The organism is Pseudomonas sp. 43(2021), from assembly GCF_017490805.1.
Taxonomy (GTDB): domain Bacteria; phylum Pseudomonadota; class Gammaproteobacteria; order Pseudomonadales; family Pseudomonadaceae; genus Aquipseudomonas.
Genome location: NZ_JAFGYJ010000016.1, coordinates 1 through 18,614 on the forward strand (window position 1 = coordinate 1; position 18,614 = coordinate 18,614).

The following is an 18,614-nucleotide window of genomic DNA, read 5'->3' on the forward strand; positions in this document are numbered from 1 at the left end:
CAGTTACCTGGGCAAGTGCGTGCGGCGACGGTTTGGTTGCACGGCCCGTGAACTGCGCTGTCACGTAGAAAGCTGAATTCACCAGCGGTCCACGTACCCTGTGGGAGCGGGTTTACCCGCGAAGAAGCCACCGCGCTGCATGGCACCGGCTGCGCCGGTGTTCGCGGCTGAAGCCGCTCCCACAGGGACCCTGCTAATTCAATGAGTCCTATGAAAGCGGGTTTACTGCGGCGTCCCGAACAACCCGGTCCAGTAAATCCCCGCATCACTCTTCGGGTCCACCGCATACGCAGCGCCCAGTTCACGGAAGTCCGGGTTCATCAGCGTCGCGCAATGCCCCGGGCTATCCAGCCAGCCATCGACCACCTTGCGCGCAGTGTCACGCCCGGCGGCGATGTTTTCGCCGATCTGCTGGTACAGGTAGCCGGCCAGTTCTGCCCGGTCACCGGGGGTGCGGCCATCCTTGTCGATGTGGTCGAAGAAGTTCTGGTTGGCCATGGCCCGGGTGTGGTTGGCGGCGACCCCGGCCAGCACCGTGCTCCAGCTCAGCGCGGGGGCGGCGGCGAAGGGCTGGCCACCGCATTGGCGCGGCACCTTGCGCGCGGCATTGATTTCCTGCAGCACCTTCTGCCCCTCGGCCTGCCAGTCGCCCAGGCGGCCGCTGAGCAGCGGCCGCGCCAGCACGATGCGCCAGTCGCGGCCTTCCTGGCTGACGCCGATATCGACGAACTGTGGGTCGAGCACCACCTGGCAGAAGCTCTCTTCGATGGCATGCATGGCAGCGCGCGCATCACGCGGCCCCGACAGGCTGATGGCCTGCACGTTGACCATTGGGTAGGCGGCGCGGGTCATGGCCTGCTGCAGGTCGCGGGTACCCTCTGGCGACAGCGCCAGACGGGTATCGCTGTTGAGCGGCGGCAGCTCCAACGACGCTTCGCCACCGCAGGGCTGGGCCTTGCTGCGGTAGACATTGATCGAATCGATCAGTTGCGCCTCTTCGCCGGTGGCAGCCAGTGCCCCGGTCGAGACGACCAGGCCCAGCGACAAGGCGGCAACGGATGACAGGACGCGCATGTGGATCTCCCTATGACTGGCAGCGTCGTGGTTTGCGCTGCTCATCCTACACAAGCCCAGGGCTTTTGGCCCGGGATCGTGCAAAGCAATGAAATCGCCGGCATTCGTTGCTGGCGGCAAAAGAGGGAGTAGACCACTGGTCGGCGGAAAAGTGCGATGACTTGGTAATCGTTCGTATCACACCGTACCTTGCAGCCGTCACAGTCTAGCCAAGCGCAAGCATGAGTACCAAAGGCAGGGTGGCGGCAGCCACCACGGTCTGCAGGGCGATGATGGTGGCCATCAGCGGTGCGTTACCGCCCATTTGCCGGGCCATCACATAGGAAGATGACGCGGTCGGCAGTGCCTGGAACAGCACCGCCACCACCGCTGCCTGGCCACCCAGGCCAAGCATGCGGCACAGGGCCCAGGTGGTCAGCGGCATGATCAGGAACTTGAATGCCGACGCCGCCATCAGCGGGTGCACCTGTTGGCCCAGGCGGGCGCCACCCAGGGCGGCGCCGACGCACAGCAGGCCCAGCGGCAGGGCGGCCTGGCCCAAGGCCTTCACCGTAGGTTCGATACCTGCTGGCAAGCCTAGCCCGCTGGCGCGCAGCAGCAACCCACCGGCGCAACCAACGATCAAGGGGTTGGCGAAGATCGCCCGCAGCACTTTGCCTGGTGAGCTATGGCGGGCGCTGAAACGGGCGAACACGAGTACGCAAAGCAGGTTGACCAAGGGCACGATGGCAGCGTTGGCCACCGCCGCCAGGGCGATGCCGGCGCTGCCGTAGATACCGGCTGCAAGGGTGGCGCCGATGTAGTTGTTGAAGCGGATGCCGCCCTGGAACACCGAGGTGAAGTCGGCGCCATCGTGGTTCATTGCACCCTGGTAGAGCACCAGCAGCACGGCCCCGGCCAGGGTCGAGAGCATCAGCACGGCGACCATGCCCAGCACCGGCACGCCATCGAGGTTGGCGGTGGCCAGACCGTGGAGGAACAGCGACGGCAGCAATACGTAATAGCTCAGGCGCTCGGCGCCGGGCCAGAAGTTATCGGCGAGGAAGCCGCGCAGGCGCAGGAAAGTGCCCAGGGCAATCAGCAGGATGATCGGCAGCAGGGTGGTCAGCAGCAAGTGGAGCATGATCGACGTTCCGTGGTCGGGTACGGGGCACAGACTACTGGTGCGGATCGATCTGTAAAAACGTTGTTTTCTTTACTGACTGTTGAGGAAAAATGCATGTTTGCTCTGGGGGCGCTTTGTGCCCCCGGTAGTCTCACGCCTCCAGCGCAGTCTTCAATACCGCACTCAAATGCCGCCGCTGGCTCTTCTCATGCTCCAGCAACACCACCCGCCGAGTCAGTTGCGGTTCGCCAAACGGCAGGCAGGTGGCCGGTGGCAAACGTTGCAGGTCGTCATCGGCCATGGGGATGATCGCCACGCCCAGGCCCATCACCGCCATGCGCGCCAGCGCTTCCTGGCTGTCCAGCTCCATCTGCTCGCTTACCTGCAAATGCTGCCGGCGCAGTTCCTGCTCGATCTGTCGCCCGGCCCAGGCACGCTTGTCGAAACGCAGGAACGGCTGGCTGGCCAGCAGCTGCGGCACGCTTTGCCCGGCCAGCTCGGGGCTGGCGATGGCCCAGAAGCGGTCTTCGAACAACGGCGTGAAGTCCAGGCTTTGCGGGTAGGGGCTGACCGGTTCGGTGGTGATCGCTGCATCGAGTTCGCCGTCTTCCACCCGCCGTGCCAGCTCTGCCGACATGCCTGAGGCCACGCTGACATGCAGCTGTGGGTGGTGCGCCTTTATCCACACCAGCGCCTTGGGCAGGCGCCGGGCCAGCACCGTGTGGATCGCCCCCAGGCGCAGGCGGCCGCGCAGGCTCGGCCCGCTGGCCAGGGCGTCGGCCAGCTCGTCGTAGGCCCCCAGGATGGTCTCGGCGCGGGCCACCGCCAACTGGCCGGCTTCGGTCAGCGCCACCTGCCTGCGGCTGCGGTCGAACAAGGTCACCTGTAGCTCGTCTTCGAGGGTCTTGATGTGCAGGCTCACCGCCGAAGGAGTGAGGCTGAGCAGGTCGGCGGCACGGGCGAAGGTGCCGTGGCGGGCGATGGTCACCAGGGTGCGCAGGGCTTTGAGGGACATGCGGATGGGTCCGGTTTCAAGCTGACAGGGCTGCATTGTCAGGCCCGGCCCTATCGCCGGCAAGCCAGCTCCCACAGGTACTTCACCGGTGGTGTCTGGCCGGCGACAGGGCCGGGCAGGCAACGCTGTTCAACGTGCATTACGCCCATAGGCCTGGCTGATCCTGTCGATCACCATGGCCAGGGCGACAATCGCCAGCCCGGCCTCGACGCCTTGACCGACATTCAGGGTCTGGATCCCCGCCAGCACGTCCTCGCCCAGCCCGCGGGCGCCGATCATCGAAGCCACCACCACCATCGACAGGGCCATCATCACCGACTGGTTGAGCCCGGCCATGATGCTCGGCAGCGCCAGCGGCAGGGCGATGCGCCGCAGCCGCTGCCAACGGCTGGCCCCCAGGCCATGGGCGGCTTGCAGCAGCGAAGGGTCGATCTGGCTCAGGCCCAGTTCGGTCAGCCGCACCAGCGGTGGCAGGGCATAGATCAGCGTGGCGAACACGGCGGGCACCTTGCCCAGGCCGAACAGCATCAGCACCGGGATCAAGTAAACGAAGGCGGGCAGGGTCTGCATCACATCCAGCACTGGCAACAGCAGCTTTTTCGCCAGCGGCCGAGCAGCCAGCAGGATGCCCAGCGGCACGCCCACCAGCACGCAGAGGCCGGTACTGACCAGCACCAAAGCCATGGTCTGCAGCAGTTTGTCCCACAACCCGAGCATGCCGATCAGGGCCAGCAGCGCCACCAGTACCGCGCTGCGCAGCAAGCTGCGGCTGGCATGCCAGGCGAGCAGGCCTGTCAGCAATAGCAGCAGCCACCACGGCAGCAGGCGCAGCAGGGTTTCCAGGCCGACCAGCAGTTGCAGCAACTGGTCAGAGAGGCTGCGCAGGTGATCGCCGTAGTTCAGCACCAGCCAGTCGACCAGCCGGTTGACGCTGTCGGCAAAGGAGAACTGCAGGCTTTGGGGGAAGCCGCCGCTCACAGGCTGCCCTCGACCTTGGTGGCAATGTCCGCAGGCAACCAGGCTTTCCACACCTCGCGGTTATCGCGCAGGAAGGTGAGGGCAGCATCGCGGGGCGGCGTGCGTTTTTCGCTCATGTCGGCCAGTGCCTTGTTGAGGCGGTCGATGGGCAGGTCGACCCGCTCGAACACGCTCACCAGCTCCGGGTAGCCGTCACGAAAGGCCTTGGACACGCCAATCGACAATTTGGCCGGCAGCGAGCGGCTGCCCTTGGGCTTGGGGTTTCCGGCATCGGTGAGGGTCGCCCAGGCCTGGGCATCGAACGGCGGCTCTTCCAGGCGTATGAGTTTGTAGCGGCCCATCAACGGGGTCGGGTTCCAGTAGTAGAACAGCACCGGTTGGCCACGGCGGATGGCCGAGCCGATTTCGGCATCCATGGCGGCCCCGGAACCGCTGCGGAAGTTGGTATACAGGTCGCTCAGCCCGTAGGCCTTGAGTTTCTGGCTGTTGACGGTCTCGGATGTCCAGCCGCTGGGGCTATTGAGAAAACGCCCTTTGTCGGGCGACTCGGGGTCACGGAACACCTGCGGGTAACGCTTGAGGTCATCGACGCTACGCAGGTCGGGTGCCATGGGCTTGAGCTTGCGCGTGGCATCGCCTTCGACCACATAGGCCGGTACCCACCAGCCTTCTTCGGCATGCTTGACCGTGTCGCCCAGCGCGAACACCTGTCCGGCCGCTTCTGCCTTGACCCAGGCAGGGCTGCGCCCGGCCCATTCCTCGGCGATCACTTGCAGGTCGTTGCGTGCCAGCGCCACTTCCATGCTGACCGTGCTGCCGGGCAGGGTGTCGGTGGGGTAGCCATACCCACGCTCGACGATCAGGCGCAGGATTTCGGTGGTGAGTGCGCCGCTTTCCCAGCCGATGGCGCCAAAGTGGATGGGCTCGCTGCGCTCTGCCGACGCGGCGCTGTCGGTGCTGGCCAGGCCTACGGCGAGCAGCAGGCCGGCCAGCAGCGTTGGAATTTTCTTCATCAGGGCCCTCGTCGGTTGCCGTGGGGTAGGTGCGGGCAAGTGTAGACGACCCCTCCCGCGCCTTGCCGACGGCGGTAGGGAACGGGCTCCTGCTGCCAGCGGGGGCCGCGGTTTGCAAAGGTGCGTAGTGCCGTTTGGCAAGCCCATTTTGCGAGGCATTCCTGATGACGCTGGACTTGAATTTCGTCTATTACCGCAACTTCCGATTTGATGGAAAGCTACACGTTCGTTGCAGTGGCGCAGACCTGCACAAGGTCGGTCGCATTCGCTACGAACTGGAACGGGCCGGCCCTGATGGCCCGGTGTCCTTCAGAGGGGTTTCGGCCTATTCCCAGGCCCACACCGGAAAACTCAGTGACCACGGCTGCCCAGCCACATTACTCGCCGAGGAGGAGGCGGGGGTCTACACCATTCGGCCAAGGGTGGTGTTGCGGGATGAACATGCGCGGGCGATGAACCGGCCTGTCGGAGGGGCCGGTGTCATCGACATGCCGCCGCTGGTACTCGACATCAAGGCTGAGGAACTCAACCGCAGTGTGCTGGACAAGGTTCCGTTGCCCTCTGATAGTGGGCGTCGCAAGCGGGCGTTGGCGTCCGCGGACGTGGCCGACCCTGCGCTGCCCCTATTGGCACCAGGCACCTCGTACCCGACCCTGGTCATCGAGTTCAGTGTCGGGGGGTATGAGCACTTCCTTCGAGACCTGGAGCCCGCTTCGGGCTCTGCCCTGTCGCGTTACTGGCCGAACCTGAAGTCGGTGATCGCGCCCAGGCCTGTCCTGGACAAACATGAACTGGACGATGACAGGCTTCAGGTACTCCGTCAGTACTATTACCTGGACCAGCCTGACAGCATGCTCAATGACACCTATCTGGCATTGCTCAAGTCGTTGGCCGCGCTGGATTACGTAGTATCCATGCAGGTGTTGCCGGTAACGTCGGAACCAAACCTTGTCGCATTCGTGCTGGCGGGGCTGTTGGCAACCTTGCTGACAGGTACTGCAGTGGTGGCAGGCAGCAGGGCTGATGAAAATGCCCAACCCACGCCCGACTTCGAACCACGCCAGAACTACCTCGACGAGCCCGGCCCCCGCTGGAAGGGCCTTAATGCACGCAAGGCCTGGGCCGGCAAGGTGACGGGCAAGGGCGCGCGGATTCACTTCAGCGACGGTGGTTTGCATGTTGGGCATGAAGACCTGCGTGGCAACCCGGCCTTGAGCGTCGTGTCGCTTGAGCCAAACCATGATCCGCGCCATGGCACTGCTTCAGTGGGTATCATTCTGGCGAAGCGTAACGGGTTCGGCGCCACGGGGATCAGCCATGACAGCGAGCTGTACCTGTACAACAACCGCGCGAGAGATGCCCAGGGCAATTTCCAGGCGCTCAAGGATCTGCTGCGCAATGTAGAACCCGGGGACATCGTCGGCATCAATCGCCAAGCTGCAAATGTCGACGTGCTGAGCACGCGGCTGCCGTCCTTGCACGACAAGGCCTGGTGGACCGTCATGCAGCAGTTGAGCCAGCGCGGTGCGGTGGTGGTCAATGCCGCGGCCAATGGCAGCAGCAAGACCCTTGCAGAACGAAATACCTTTGAAGGGCACGGCGTGGATCTGGCCAATTGGCGCTACTTCAATGACCACGGCGATTCGGGCACCATTCTGGTGGGCGCCAGCCGCTCGTATGACGGCAAGCCCCATACCTACTCCAACCACCATTACCCTTACCGCATGCTCAATGCCTGGGGCGATAGCGTAGTCACGCTTTCCTATGGGGACTTGCAGGACTTGTCTGGTGAGGGCAGGGACTACACAGACAGCTATGCTGGCACTTCCAGTGCTACGCCGATGGTGTGCGGCGCGCTGAGCCTGATTCAGTCCTACGCCCTGGAGCAGCATCACGTCTATCTCAATGGCAACCAGATGCACCAGTTGGTCATGGAGTCTGGTTACGACGATGCCACCTTACCGGATACCGATGTGATGCCGATGGGCGCCCGACCCAATGTGCATGGTGCGTTGGTACTGCTGGACCGCATCCTCGGCGGCGGCCGGTTCGCGGCCTGAGCCAGGGCCGGCAGGTGCCGGCCCTGAGCCATTCACACGCGGAACTGGTCCATCAGCGCCTGCTGCTGGTTGGCCAGACTGTTCAGCGACTGGCTGACCCGCGCCGACTCGTTGGCCTGCCCCGACAGCGACTCGGTGACATCACGGATGGTCGCCACGTTGCTGTTGATTTCCTCGGCCACCGCGCTTTGCTCCTCGGCGGCCGAAGCGATTTGCAGGTTCATGTCGGTGATTACCGTCACTGCCTGGCCGATGCGCTGCAGCGCGGTGACGGCCTGGCCAACCTGCTGCACGCCGCCCTGGGCCTGGCGGTGGCTGTTGTCCATGGCACCGACCACCTCGCGGGTACCGTTCTGCAATGCCTCGATCACCTGGCGGGTTTCTTCCACCGACTCCTGGGTACGCTGGGCCAGGTTGCGTACCTCATCTGCCACCACGGCAAAACCACGGCCGGCTTCACCGGCGCGGGCCGCCTCGATGGCAGCGTTGAGTGCCAGCAGGTTGGTCTGTTCCGCAATCGAGCGGATCACCTCCAGCACCGAACCGATCTTCTCGCTGTTCTGCGCCAGGCCCTGGACTTCGGCCATGGCATTACTCATGTCGGCGGCCAGGGCATCGATGCTGTGGGTCGTGCGGTCGATCACCGCCAGGCCTTCGCGGGTGGCCTGGTCGGCGTCGCGGGCGGCCTGCGCTGCCTGCGCTGCGCTGCGGGCGACATCCTGGGCGGTGGCGCTCATCTCGTGCGAGGCGGTGGCCACCTGGTCGACCTGACGGTACTGCTGCTCCATGCCGGCGCTGGTCTGCGTGGCAATTGCCGAAGACTGGTCGGCGGTGCCTCGCGCGGCCTGCACCGAGCGTTTGACCTCGGCGATGGTCGGCTGCAGCTTGTCGAGGAAACGGTTGAACCAGCCGGCCAGTTCGCCCAGTTCATCCTGCTTCTGGTAGGTCAGGCGGCGGGTCAGGTCACCTTCGCCGCTGGCGATGTCCTTGAGCATGCTTGCCACGCCGAGGATCGGCCGGGTAACGCCACGGGCCATCAGCCACACCATCAGCAGGCCGGCAATCGCCGCCGCCAGGCCCAGGCCAAGTTCCAGCAGGGTACCGCTGGTGTTCAGCGCGTCCAGTTCCTGTTTCAGCGCATCGGCCGGCCCGGTCAAGGCGTTTTCCGGCACGTCCAGCAGCACGCCCCAGGGCTGGGCGTCCGGGATCGGCCGGAACGCCGCCAGCACCTTCAGGCGCTGCTGGTCGTGCACGATGGTCAGCTTGCCATCGGCCAGCTTGCGCACCAGCTCGGCACCTTTGGCTGTGTCGACCTGGTCGAAGCGCTGGGCCAGCTTGCTGGCATCGGCGCTGTAGCCGGCCAGCAGGCCGACCGGGCTGAGGATGCCGACCGTGGTGCGGCCTTCGTACAGGCTGCGGCTGGCCTCTTGGCTCAGGGCCTGCAGGCTGTTGAGGTTGATGTCGATGGACAGGGTGGCGATCACTTTGCCGTCGACCGTCAGCGGGAAGACGATGCTGGTCATCAGCACCTGCTGGCCATCGATTTCATAGAAATACGGCTCCACCACGCACACCTTGCCGGACGTGCGCGGGCACACCCACCAGGTGTTGGCCGGCTGGCCGCTGGGGCCGATCTCGGTGTTGGCCATGTCATGCTCGGGCAAGGCCATGGCCGTCAGCTGGCCGACACGCGGTTGCGACCAGTACAGGGCGAAGCGCCCGGTTTCATTGCTGCCCAGCTCCGCCTTGCCGGCGAACAGGCTGTCCTTGTTGTCCAGGGCGTTGGGCTCGAACACCAGCGACAGGCCGAGCAGGTCGGGGTTGGCCTGCAAGGCTGCGCGCACCTGGCGGGTCATGTCCTCGCGCAGGTCGAAGGCATCGAGAAAACGCTTTTCCGCCTGCTCGCGCAGGAACAGCACCTGACGGGCGAAACCGGCGCCGTACTGGTAGGCGTCCATGAACTGGCGGCGGATGTTCAGCGCCTGCACCTCGCCCTGCGACTCGATGCGCGACTGCGCCGACTCGGTCAGCATCTGCATGCTGCTGGCCTTGACCAGGTCCGAGCTGTGGTCCATGCGGTACAGCGACAGGCCGACGAGCAGGGTGACGATGCCGGCTAGGCAGAGGCCGGCGAGCAGGGTGATCTTCCACTGGATGGAGAATTGTCGCAAAGGCATGGGGGCGTATCCCTTTTTTGGACAGTAAGGGTTATGGCTTTGGATCTGGGTTGGGCTGGGGCTTGGCTGGGGATGTGTGTCGCCTGGAAGATCGAGCGCCGCCCGCGCGGCGCATCGCGAGCGAAGCTCGCTCCTACGTTTGTTTCGGGCCAATTATTCCTGTGGGAATTGTGCGCGAACGCCTTGGCGTATGGCTCGATATCGCGTCGAACGAACAAGCGGTCGCGCGCGTTGGCACAGGCGATACTGGCCCGAAACAAATGTAGGAGCGAGCTTCGCTCGCGATGCGCCGCGCGGGCGGCGCTCGATCTCCCAGGCGACACACATCCCCAGCCAAGCACCTCCCAGCCTCCTTGCTATATCGGCCCGCACAATTTTTTCTTTATTCAAACATTCAATTTAAATTTCTGCCCTCTGTGTAATGCGCCGCAACATGGCGCTTTTGACATCTGCCGCCCACTGCTTCAGAGTGCGCGCTTTTTTTCTGTCGCAATGAGGTAAGCCAACCATGAATGCAGTGATCGCCGCGGTCGGCATCATGCTGATACTCAGCCTGTCCCGCGTGCACGTGGTCATCGCCCTGATCATCGGGGCCCTGGCCGGGGGGCTGGTGGGCGGCCTGGGCATCGAGGGTACGCTCAAGGCCTTCAATGGCGGCCTCGGCGGCGGGGCCACGGTGGCCCTGTCCTATGCACTGCTGGGCGCCTTTGCCGTGGCCATCGCCAAGTCCGGTCTGGCCCATGCCCTGGCCGACCGCGCCCTGGCCATGATCGACCGCCAGGGCCATGCCAATGGCGGCAAGGTCAAATGGTTGCTGGTCGGCCTGATGCTGGTGGTGGCGGTATCGTCGCAGAACATCCTGCCTATCCACATCGCTTTCATCCCGTTGCTGGTGCCGCCATTGCTGTACGTGCTGACCCGCCTGCGCATCGACCGCCGGCTGATCGCCTGCGTGATCACCTTCGGCCTGATCACCCCTTACATGTTCTTGCCGGTGGGCTTTGGCAACATCTTCCTCAACGAAATCCTGCTGGCCAACGTTGCCCGCGCGGGTGTCGACGTGAGTGGTGTGAATGTCACCCACGCCATGGCCATCCCGGCCGCTGGTATGTTGGCCGGCCTGTTGCTGGCGGTATTCATCAGCTACCGCAAGAAGCGTGACTACGACCTGGCGCGCATCGAACAGGTGGAGCAGGTGAGCGTGCAGTACAACCCGCTGACCCTGCTGGTGGCCGGGCTGGCGATTGCCTCGGCGTTCATCGTCCAGTTGTGGCTGGACTCGATGATCATCGGCGCCATGGTCGGTTTCCTGATCTTCTCGCTATCGGGCATCGTGCGCTGGAAAGACACTGACGACCTGTTCACCGAAGGCATGAAGATGATGGCCATGATCGGCTTCATCATGATTGCCGCCTCTGGCTTTGCCGACGTGATGAAGGCCACCGGTGAGGTGAAGAGCCTGGTGGAAGCCTCGGCGCAGTGGATCGATCACAGCAAGGGCATCGGTGCCTTGCTGATGCTGCTGGTGGGCCTGCTGGTGACCATGGGCATCGGCTCGTCGTTCTCCACCGTGCCGATCCTGGCCGCGATTTTCGTGCCGCTGTGCGTGCAGCTGGGCTTCGACCCGCTGGCCACCGTGTGCATCGTGGGTACCGCCGGTGCCCTGGGCGACGCGGGTTCGCCAGCCTCGGACTCGACCCTGGGCCCGACCTCGGGGCTGAATGTGGATGGCCAGCACCACCATATCTGGGACACCGTGGTGCCCACCTTCATCCACTACAACCTGCCACTGCTGGCGTTCGGCTGGTTGGCGGCGATGACGCTGTAAGGCGGGGAGGGGCGTCAGCCCTTGTCGGGCGGCGGCGAGATGCGGTTGAGTACGGTGCTGCCGTCTTTGCTGCGGGTCAGGTAGACCGGCAGCACCTTGGGCAGGTTGTTGACCAGTCGCCCCACCTCTCGGGTGTTGTAGATGCCGCTGATGCGGATGCGGCCGGTGCTGGCATCGGCCAGCAGCAATGGCGCATCGAGGTAGCGGTTGATCATTGGCAGCGCCTGTTCCAGGCTCAGGTTGTCGAGGACCAGCTTGCCGTCGCGCCAGGCCAGGCTGTTGCTGTAGTCGTCGCTCTGCTCCAGTTGCGGCTCGAAGTCGCCCTTGTGATAGCTGGCCTGCATCCCTGGGCCCAGACGGTAGCCACCGGCGCTGCCGGCGCTGGACACCAGTACCGAACCTTCTACCAGGGTGACCTTGACCTGGTCCTGGTATTTCCACACGTTGAACTGGGTGCCAGTGACGCGGGTCTGGCCACGACCGGCATGCACGATGAACGGGTGGCTGCTGTCGTGCTTTACCTTGAAGAATGCCTCGCCACGCTTGAGCGTGACCTGGCGTTGGTCCTTGTAGTTGAGGTAGGTGAGCTCGGAGTTCAGGTTGAGCTGTACCGTGCTGCCGTCGCTCAGTTGCACGGTCTGCATGCGCGCGCCGGCTTCGAAGTGCTGGTAGTGATTGGGCAGCCAGCCTTGTTCCCAGCCCACCCAGCCGGCCAGCGGCAACACCGCCAGGGCGATGGCGGCAGCAGACGCCAGCGGCCGCCAGTTGCGCGGGCGCGCAGCCGGGTGCACGGGCGGGTTGAAGTCGATGACGGTGGCGTTGCGCGGCAGCAGGTCGGCGGTTTGCCAGATTTCCAGCATCGCCTGGTATTCCTCGATATGCCGCGGGTCGGCCGCCAGCCAGCGGGCGAACGCCTCGCGCTCGGCCGCCGTGCAATCTTCGGCGTGCAGGCGCATGCACCAGTGCGCGGCGGCGTCGGTGATGGCATCGTCTGGGCTGGGATTGAGGCGGTCGTGGTTCATTGCGGCTCCGGGTTTTGCGCATTCTACCCTTGCAGGAGGGCTGCCGAGAACCGAGGTAATGGCGAATGACTATCAGTTGTGCCGGTTTTTCGTCGGATTGGCAATGGTTTTCCAGCGTTTGAGAACCCTTCGCGCACGCAAATTCAGGCTGAAATCGTTGGGGCTGCTGCGCAGCCCAGCGCGACAAAAGGCCGCTCCCACAGGTATCGCATCAACCCAACGGGCAGCGCTGTACCTGTGGGAGCGGCCTTGTGTCGCGAAAGGGGCGCACAGCACCCCCAGCGGCTCATCAGAACTGCGCCGCCTCCAAACCATAAAGGCTGCCACTTCCTGCCCGAATACTCGCTTCCAGCCCCAACTCCCGCGGCAAGACCCGCTGGAAGAAGAACTCGGCACACGCAAGCTTGGCCCCATGAAACGCGGCATCCTCGTCGCGCTTGGCCAATGCCACCGCCGCCATCCGCGCCCACATATAGGCATACGCAGTCAGCCCGAACAGCTGCAGGTATTCCACCGCCACCGCGCTGACCAGGTTGGCATCCTCGCCGGCACGCGCCCGCAGCCAGGCGCTGGTCGCCTCCAGCCGCGCCAGGCTCGCTTGCAGGGCCTCGCGGTGCAACGGTGCATCCACGCTGAAGGCCCGTACCTCGGCGGCAAAGCTGGCCAGCGCCTGGCCACCGTCGGCCAGCACCTTGCGCCCGAGCAGGTCGAGGGCCTGGATGCCGTTGGTGCCTTCGTAGATCTGCGCGATGCGCACGTCGCGCACCCGCTGCTCCTGGCCCCATTCGCGGATGTAGCCATGGCCGCCATACACCTGCTGGCCGAGCACGCAGCTTTCCAGGCCGTTGTCGGTGAAGAACGCCTTGGCCACCGGCGTCAGCAGTGCCACCAGGCGCTGCGCATGCTCACGTTCGCCGGCGTCTTCGGCGTAGCGCGCCAGGTCCAGCTGCTGGCCAACGTAGGCGGCAAACGCCCGGCCGCCTTCGGTGAGGGTGCGCATGGTCAGCAGCATGCGCCGCACATCGCCGTGGTGGATGATCGAGTCGGCAGCCTTGTCCTGTGCCTGCGGGCCGCTGGCGGCGCGGCTTTGCAGGCGCTCGTTGGCGTAGCGGGCGGCGCTCTGGTAGGACGCCTCGGCACAGCCGATTCCCTGGATGCCGATGGACAGGCGTTCGTAGTTCATCATGGTGAACATCGCCGCCAGGCCCTTGTTCGGCTCACCCACCAGGAAGCCGACGGCGCTGTCGAAGTTCATCACGCAGGTCGCCGAGGCCTTGATGCCCATCTTGTGTTCGATCGAGCCGCAATGGGCGGCGTTGCGCGCACCCAGGCGGCCATCGGCCTCGACCAGGTACTTGGGCACCAGGAACAGCGAGATGCCCTTGGCGCCGGTGGGCGCATCCGGCAGCTTGGCCAGCACCAGGTGGATGATGTTCTCGGTCAGGTCCTGTTCGCCACCGGTGATGAAGATCTTGCTGCCGCTGATGCGATAGCTGCCGTCGGCCTGGGGTTCGGCGCGGCTGCGGATCAGCCCCAGGTCGGTGCCGGCATGGGGCTCGGTGAGGCACATGGTGCCGGCCCAGCGGCCTTCGTACAGGGGCGGCAGGTAGGTGGCCTTGAGCGTTTCGCTGGCGTGGGCATCGATCGCCAGGCAGCTGCCAGCGCTCAACGCCGAATACAGGCTGAAGCTGCAATCGGCGGCGTAAAGCATTTCTTCGAACAGCACACCGAGCATTTTCGGCATGCCCATGCCGCCATGTTCGGGGTTGCCGCCCAGGCCGACCCAACCGCCTTCGCGGTAGGTGTGCCAGGCCTCGCGGAAACCGTCAGGGGTGGTGACTTCGCCTGCGTCGAAGCGCACGCCTTGCTCGTCACCGTTGCGGCTGAGCGGGGCAATCAGCTGGCCGGTGACTTTGGCTGCCTCCTCAAGGATGGCGTCGGCGGTTTCGGCGTCGATGCGCTCGGCCAGGGCCGGCAGGCGGGCCCACAGGGCCGGGGCGTTGAACAGGTCATGCAGGACGAAGCGCATGTCGCGCAGGGGGGCGGAGTAGGTGGTCATCGGTAGCTCTTGAAAAGTGGGAAATCCGGGCTGGCCTCTTCGCGGGTGAACCCGCTCCCACAGGGATCGCACCAAACCTGAGCCTGTTGCTGTAACTGTGGGAGCGGGCGTGCCCGCGAAGAGGCCACTACGGAATCAAAGGGCTTTGGCCCGGTCGCGCAGCACGTACTTCTGGATCTTGCCGGTGGAGGTCTTGGGTAGTTCGCCGAAGACCACGGTCTTCGGCACCTTGAACCCGGCCAGGTGCTCGCGGCACCAACTGGTGATGTCGGCTTCGCGGGTGTCTTCGCGGCCCGGCTTGAGGGCAACGAAGGCGCACGGGGTTTCTCCCCATTTTTCATCCGGGCGTGCTACCACTGCGGCTTCCAGCACCGCCGGGTGCTTGTAGAGGGCGTCCTCGACCTCGATGGTGGAGATGTTCTCGCCACCGGAAATGATGATGTCCTTGAGCCGGTCCTTGATCTCGACATAGCCGTCGGCGTGCCACACGGCCAGGTCGCCGGTGTGGAACCAGCCGCCACGGAAGGCTTCGGCAGTGGCCTCGGGGTTCTTCAGGTAGCCCTTCATCACCGTGTTGCCGCGCATGAAGATCTCGCCCAGGGTATTGCCGTCACGCGGCACCGGCTCGAGGGTTTGCGGGTCGGCGACCATCAGGCCGTCGAGAGTCGGGTAGCGCACGCCCTGGCGGGACTTGATCCGTGCGCGATCCTCCAGCGACAGTTCATCCCATTCGTCATGCCAGGCACACACGGTCACCGGGCCGTAGACTTCGGTCAGGCCGTAGGTGTGGGTGACCTGGATACCCATTTCTTCCACGGCGCCGATGACCTTGGCAGGTGGCGCGGCACCGGCGACCATGGCCTGCACCGGGTGCTCGATGGCCGCCTTGGCCGCCTCGGGCATGTTGACCAGGGCGTTGAGCACGATCGGCGCCCCGCACAGGTGGCTGACCCGGTGTTCGCGGATCAGGTTCAGAATCTTCTGCGGGTCGACCCGGCGCAGGAACACATGGGTGCCCGCCAACGCGGTGATGGTCCACGGGTAGCACCAGCCGTTGCAGTGGAACATCGGCAGGGTCCACAGGTACACCGGGCGATGGCCCACGGCCCAGACCATCTGGTTGCCCAGGGCATTCAGGTAAGCACCACGGTGGTGGTAGACCACGCCCTTGGGGTTGCCGGTGGTGCCAGAGGTGTAGTTGAGCGAGATCGCCTGCCACTCGTCATCGGGCCATTCCCAGGCAAAGTCCGGGTCACCCTCGGCGAGGAACGCTTCATAGTCCAGTTCGCTGACCGCACGGCCTTCGCCGTACTCCGGGTCATCCACATCCACCACCAGCGGCGGGTGTTCGAGCAAGGCCAGGGCCGCCTCGATGACAGTGTGGAACTCGCGGTCGGTTATCAGCACCTTGGCTTCGCCATGCTGCAGCATGAAGGCGATGGCCTCGGCATCCAGGCGTACGTTCAGGGTATTGAGCACGGCGCCGGTCATGGGCACGCCAAAGTGGGCTTCGAGCATGGCCGGAATGTTGGGCAACATCACCGCCACGGTGTCGCCACGGCCGATTCCCCGGCCCACCAGGGCGCTGGCCAGGCGCCGGCAGCGTTGGTAGGTTTGCTGCCAGTTGCGGCGGATGGCACCGTGGATCACCGCCGGATAGTTACCATACACGGCAGCGGTGCGTTCGATGAAACTCAGCGGGGTGAGGGCGACATGGTTGACGGCAGCGGGCATCAGGCCCTGGGCATAGATCGACATGCGGTAATCCTGTAAGGGAGGCAGGCACGACCTGTGCGCTTGGCCCCCGGTGGCTGATTGTTAGCTCTGTTCAGGGTGCAGGGAGGCGGACGGTGGGCCGCTCCCCTTGTCGCAGTTTTACGCGAGTCGCTATGGTATTAGGAATATCGACTATAGCAATATAGTAAAACTACTATAACAACGAGCCGCCTATTGTGGACAACACTGCCTATCCCTTGCTCGCCAAGGACCCACAACCCAGCCTGATGCTGGCCGGCGATGCCAGGCCGCTGGCACTCAACCCGGCGTTGCAGGCCTGGGTCGATGAAGGCCCGGCACTGGCCAGTTGGCTGCCGGGCAACTGTGCCGCCCTGGTGCGCGCCTGCCTGCGCCAGCACCGGGCGATTGCCGATGTCGAAGTGCAGGTCGGCGAACGCATCGTGCTGTGGAGCTTCATCCCTGACGACCAGCGCCAGCAGGTACTGGCGCGTTGCCGCGAAGCCAGTGACGAGCGCCGCGACGCACGTGAGGCCAGCCGCGCCCGGCGCCTGTACCGGCTGATCATCGAGAACACCACGGACCTGATCTCCCGACACAGCCCCGATGGCCGTTTCCTCGATGCCTCGCCGGCGGCATTTCGCCTGCTTGGCCTGTGGCCCGAGCAGTTGCGTGGCATGGCCGTGCATACCCTGCTGCATCCGCGCGAACGCCGCCAGGTATTGCGCCAGGCCGCCGCCGCCCTGGATCAGGACGGCTACCACACCATGACCTGTCGGGTGCGCCAGGCCACAGGCGGTTACCGTTGGTTCGAAATCGCCAGCCGGGCCATCCGCGAAACCTACACCGGCGCAGTGGTGGAGGTGGTCAGCGTGTCCCGCGACATCACCTTGCGCATCGAAGCCCAGGAAAGCCTGGCACACAGTGCCCGGTTGGCCACCCTGGGCGAGCTGGCTTCGGGCATCGCCCACGAGATCAACCAGCCGTTGGCCGCAGTGGTCAACTACGCCAACGCCAGCCAGCGCTACCTGCAGGGCCTGGAGCGCGACCCGCAGGCCCGAGAGCGGGTAGGGCAGGGCCTGCAGCGCATCAGCGAACAGGCCACCCATGCCGCCGAAGTGATCCGCCGCCTGCGCGCCTTTCTGCGCAAAGGGCCGCGCCGCCTGCAGGCGCTGGACGTGGCCGAAGTGGCGGGCGAAGCCATGCGCTTGTGCGCCTGGGAGGCCGCGCGTGACCAGGTGGTGGTCGAGCTGCGCATGAGCGCGCAACTGCCCTCGGTGTATGCCGACCGGGTACTGCTGGAGCAGGTGCTGTTGAACCTGCTGCGCAACGCCATCGATGCCAACCGTGAGCAGCATGGCGAGCGGCCGTCACGTATCCTGCTCGGCGCCGCACGCGATGGCGACGGCGTGCTGGTCGAGGTGGCCGACCAGGGCCCGGGCGTGGCGCCCGAGTGCCTGGATGAAATCTTCACGCCGTTCACCACCAGCAAGGCCGACGGCCTGGGCCTGGGCCTGAGCATGAGCCGCAGCCTGATTGAAGGCTTTGGCGGCAGCCTGTGGGCGCGAGCCGGTGACAACGGCGGTCTGGTACTGTGTTGCCGCCTGGCGGTCAGCAGGGGATAAGGGGAGATGGCGGTGCAAGCGAAAGTGTATGTGGTCGATGACGACCAGGGTATGCGGGATTCGACGGTGTGGCTGCTGCAGTCGGTCGGCTTGCAGGCACTGCCGTTCGCCAGCGGGCAGGCGTTTCTCGACGCCTGCGTCGACGATGGGCCGGCCTGTGTGCTGCTGGATGTGCGCATGCCGGGGCTGGGCGGGCTGGCGGTGCAGCAGGCGATGCGCGAGCGTGGCCTGGGGTTGCCGGTGATCTTCGTCAGCGGCCATGCCGATGTACCGATCGTGGTGCGGGCGTTCAAGGCTGGCGCCTGCGACTTCATTGAAAAACCCTACAACGACCAGTTGCTGCTCGACAGCGTACAGGCCGCGCTGGAGCGTGCCGGGCGGGCACGCCAGGGCGACCAGGCACTGGCCGAGGTGCAGTTGCGCATCGATGGCCTGACACCGCGCGAGCGTGACGTGTTCGTGCCTTTGGTCCAGGGCTTGAGCAACCGCGAGATTGCCGAACGGCTGGGCGTCAGCGTGAAGACGGTGGACCTGTACCGGGGGCGGGTGATGAAGCGGCTGCAGGCGGATAGCCTGGCCGAGCTGGTAGGCATGGCCATTGCCTGCGGGGCGGTGGAAGCATTGGGCCTGCAAGCGCGGCAGTGACAGCAGTCGCAGTTCCCTGTGGGAGATGACCCAGCCCTCTGGTCTGCGCTGGCGCGTAGATGACTGAAATCGCAAGCAGTCTGCGTTCCCTGTGGGAGCGGCTTTAGCCGCGAAGAATCCAACGCGGTGCATGGCACCGGCTGCGTCGGTGTTCGCGGGCAAGCCCGCTCCCACAGGGTGAGGCGCGCCAGCTTTTAGAAATTGAGCAAGACAGTTGCTCCCACAAAAGCCTCCCTCGGCAAGCGAGAAAAGGAGAGAATCATGAAATTTTACATAGCA

Annotated in this window: 13 protein-coding genes; 4 read left to right on the forward strand and 9 right to left on the reverse strand. The window is 64.9% G+C overall.

Translation table 11 applies throughout. The annotated features are described in order from the left end of the window. Positions 1–222 precede the first annotated feature (222 nt). The 5 genes from J5M71_RS15080 to J5M71_RS15100 all read right to left on the reverse strand — a co-directional run bounded on the left by J5M71_RS15080 (position 223) and on the right by J5M71_RS15100 (position 5,185). A complete protein-coding gene (locus J5M71_RS15080; RefSeq protein WP_085623371.1) occupies positions 223–1,074 on the reverse strand; it encodes a CAP domain-containing protein in 852 nt (283 codons plus the stop codon). A 205-nt stretch (positions 1,075–1,279) separates the two neighbouring features. After that, entirely contained in the window at positions 1,280–2,197 is a 918-nt protein-coding gene (locus J5M71_RS15085; protein WP_207833181.1) for an AEC family transporter, read from the reverse strand. Between the two features lie 133 nt (positions 2,198–2,330). Then, entirely contained in the window at positions 2,331–3,194 is an 864-nt protein-coding gene (locus tag J5M71_RS15090) for a LysR family transcriptional regulator (protein WP_207833183.1), read from the reverse strand. A 129-nt stretch (positions 3,195–3,323) separates the two neighbouring features. Further along, on the reverse strand, positions 3,324–4,172 hold the full coding sequence (locus J5M71_RS15095; RefSeq protein ID WP_207833186.1) for an ABC transporter permease subunit: 849 nt from the start codon (positions 4,170–4,172) through the stop codon (positions 3,324–3,326). Continuing rightward, entirely contained in the window at positions 4,169–5,185 is a 1,017-nt protein-coding gene (locus J5M71_RS15100) for an ABC transporter substrate-binding protein (protein ID WP_207833188.1), read from the reverse strand. Before J5M71_RS15100 ends, J5M71_RS15095 begins: the two co-directional genes overlap by 4 nt. Before the next feature lie 164 nt (positions 5,186–5,349). On the opposite strand from J5M71_RS15100, the gene J5M71_RS15105 reads away from it, so the two are divergent. Further along, positions 5,350–7,245, forward strand: coding sequence for a S8 family peptidase (locus J5M71_RS15105; RefSeq protein ID WP_207833190.1), 1,896 nt, complete (start codon positions 5,350–5,352; stop codon positions 7,243–7,245). A 32-nt stretch (positions 7,246–7,277) separates the two neighbouring features. Here the strand turns inward: J5M71_RS15105 and J5M71_RS15110 are convergent, their stop codons facing one another. Continuing rightward, a complete protein-coding gene (locus J5M71_RS15110; protein ID WP_207833192.1) occupies positions 7,278–9,422 on the reverse strand; it encodes a methyl-accepting chemotaxis protein in 2,145 nt (714 codons plus the stop codon). A 508-nt stretch (positions 9,423–9,930) separates the two neighbouring features. Here J5M71_RS15110 and J5M71_RS15115 point away from each other — a divergent pair. Next, positions 9,931–11,250, forward strand: coding sequence for a Na+/H+ antiporter family protein (locus J5M71_RS15115; protein ID WP_063914345.1), 1,320 nt, complete (start codon positions 9,931–9,933; stop codon positions 11,248–11,250). Positions 11,251–11,264: 14 nt separating this feature from the next. On the opposite strand, the gene J5M71_RS15120 is transcribed toward J5M71_RS15115, so the two are convergent. From J5M71_RS15120 to J5M71_RS15130, 3 genes are all read right to left on the reverse strand, one after another. Continuing rightward, positions 11,265–12,272 (reverse strand): FecR family protein, encoded by a 1,008-nt coding sequence (locus J5M71_RS15120; protein ID WP_207833194.1) that lies wholly within the window; start codon positions 12,270–12,272, stop codon positions 11,265–11,267. A gap of 289 nt (positions 12,273–12,561) precedes the next feature. After that, positions 12,562–14,331 carry an acyl-CoA dehydrogenase C-terminal domain-containing protein gene (locus tag J5M71_RS15125; protein ID WP_207833196.1) on the reverse strand — a complete coding sequence of 590 codons (1,770 nt, stop codon included), beginning with the start codon at positions 14,329–14,331 and terminating at the stop codon, positions 12,562–12,564. 135 nt (positions 14,332–14,466) lie between these two features. Then, positions 14,467–16,089 (reverse strand): acyl-CoA synthetase, encoded by a 1,623-nt coding sequence (locus J5M71_RS15130; RefSeq protein ID WP_207833199.1) that lies wholly within the window; start codon positions 16,087–16,089, stop codon positions 14,467–14,469. A gap of 194 nt (positions 16,090–16,283) precedes the next feature. On the opposite strand from J5M71_RS15130, the gene J5M71_RS15135 reads away from it, so the two are divergent. Further along, positions 16,284–17,690: a PAS domain S-box protein gene (locus tag J5M71_RS15135; protein ID WP_207833201.1), complete on the forward strand. Its 1,407-nt coding sequence runs from the start codon at positions 16,284–16,286 to the stop codon at positions 17,688–17,690. A 6-nt stretch (positions 17,691–17,696) separates the two neighbouring features. Next, positions 17,697–18,335, forward strand: a complete 639-nt coding sequence (locus J5M71_RS15140; protein WP_207833202.1) for a response regulator — start codon at positions 17,697–17,699, stop codon at positions 18,333–18,335. The last annotated feature ends 279 nt before the right edge of the window (positions 18,336–18,614 follow it).